General features: G+C 30.8%; 1 protein-coding gene. It reads left to right on the top strand.

Annotation, left to right across the window (positions count from 1 at the left end; all coding sequences use genetic code 11):
* The first annotated feature begins 106 nt into the window (after window positions 1-106).
* Entirely contained in the window at window positions 107-1,552 is a 1,446-nt protein-coding gene (locus tag ACT8VG_RS11045; RefSeq protein WP_444195914.1) for a nucleotide sugar dehydrogenase, read from the top strand.
* Window positions 1,553-1,576 lie beyond the last annotated feature (24 nt).

Raw genomic sequence — 1,576 nt, 5'->3', positions numbered from 1 at the left:
ATTTTAATTGACATTTAAAATAAACTTTGATAAACTATGACTGTTTTAAAAGCAAGTAATATTTATTATATTTGTGATTATAAATAACATTTAGGGAGGAAATAAGATGAAGAAGATCTCTTATTCAAAGATGGCAGACGTTGTTTCTGCTAAAAGAAAAGAAAAGAAGTTAACACAGGCTCAGCTTGCTGATATGACTGGTATCCATAGAGCAATGCTTAGTAGATTAGAAGGACAGGATTATATTCCTTCTATTGATCAGTTACAATCATTAGCTGAAGTATTAGATTTTGAAGTAACAGACTTATTCGAAGAAGAAAAGAAAGAAACTAGTAAACCTGTAGTAGATAAGAAATACAATATTGCAGTAGCTGGTACTGGATATGTAGGTTTATCTATTGCAACTCTTCTTTCTCAGCATCACCATGTAACAGCTGTTGATATTATTCCTAGTAAAGTAGAACTTATCAACAATAAGAAGTCTCCTATCCAGGATGATTATATTGAAAAATATTTAGCTGAAAAAGAACTAGACTTAACTGCTACATTAGATGGTGAAGAAGCATATAAGAATGCTGATTATGTTGTTATTGCAGCACCTACTAACTACGATAGTAAGAAAAACTTCTTTGACTGTTCTGCAGTAGAAGCAGTTATTGAATTAGTATTAAAGGTAAATCCTGATGCTACTATGGTTATTAAGTCTACTATCCCTGTAGGCTATACAGCTTCTGTAAGAGCTAAATATAATACTAAGAATATTATCTTTAGCCCAGAGTTCTTACGTGAATCTAAGGCTTTATATGATAACCTATACCCTTCTAGAATTATTGTTTCTTGTGATGAAGACACTAGAGAAAAAGCTAAAGTATTTGCATCACTATTACAGCAGGGTGCTATTAAAGAAAACATTAATACTTTATTTATGGGATTCACTGAAGCAGAAGCAGTTAAATTATTTGCTAATACATATCTCGCATTACGTGTATCATACTTTAATGAATTAGATACTTATGCTGAAACAAAAGGTTTAAATACACAGGAAATCATTAATGGTGTATGTTTAGATCCACGTATTGGTACTCATTACAATAACCCAAGTTTTGGTTATGGAGGATATTGTTTACCTAAGGATACTAAACAGTTATTAGCTAACTTTAATGATGTTCCACAGAATATGATTAGTGCTATTGTTGAAAGTAATAGAACTAGAAAAGATTATATTGCAGACAAAGTACTTGAAATGGCTGGTGGATATGAAGCAAATAGCGATTATGATCCAAGCAAAGAAGAAGAAAAAGTCATTGGTGTATATAGACTTACTATGAAGTCTAATTCTGACAACTTTAGACAGTCTTCTATTCAGGGTGTTATGAAGAGAATTAAAGCTAAGGGTGCTAAGGTTGTTATTTATGAACCAACACTTAAGGATGGAGATACTTTCTTTGGTTCTTTAGTTATTAATGATTTAAAGAAGTTCAAGAAAGAAAGTCAGGCTATTGTAGCTAATAGATATGATTCTTGTTTAGATGATGATATAAATAAGGTATAAAATAGAGTAATCTTTATAAGATAA

The sequence above is a fragment of the Catenibacterium sp. genome, from assembly GCF_052354645.1.
GTDB classification, from domain to species: Bacteria; Bacillota_I; Bacilli_A; order Erysipelotrichales; family Coprobacillaceae; genus Catenibacterium; species Catenibacterium mitsuoka_A.
This window is presented reverse-complemented; position numbering and strand designations above follow the sequence as displayed.

Bases quoted from the DNA above. Each gene is read 5' to 3' on its own strand.
- ACT8VG_RS11045 (WP_444195914.1), top strand. From the start codon at position 107: ATGAAGAAGATCTCTTATTCAAAGATGGCAGACGTTGTTTCTGCTAAA.